The 260-nt window shown below is 48.8% G+C and carries 1 pseudogene; it reads left to right on the top strand.

Annotated elements, in window-relative coordinates:
- Nucleotides 1-260 (top strand): annotated as a pseudogene (locus BN338_RS12460) (hypothetical protein); the annotation flags it as partial.

Genomic DNA, 260 nt, shown 5'->3' with positions numbered 1-260 from the left:
AGTGCTCTTGATGAGGTAGAGGTCTCTAGTCATGAGGAAACATCGGTAGAGAGCCCCCCCCAGTCTTCATCAGAAAGCGTTTCTTCCATAGATCATTATCGCGCTGAAGAACAAGCCAAGCAAGCCCGTGAAGCACTTGTCAAGTTTTATGAACCTCACTCTCAAGCCCCAATCGCTGAAGGTGAAGGTGGACCTCCAGATCCACGGGAGGATATTTTTGGTTGCGTAGGTTGGTTGGGGAGAAAAGTTCAAGAGCAAGA

The organism is Bartonella queenslandensis AUST/NH15 (assembly GCF_000312585.1).
Lineage (GTDB): Bacteria > Pseudomonadota > Alphaproteobacteria > Rhizobiales > Rhizobiaceae > Bartonella > Bartonella queenslandensis_A.
Note: the sequence above shows the minus strand (reverse complement) of the source record. Positions and strands in the feature narration are given on the sequence as shown.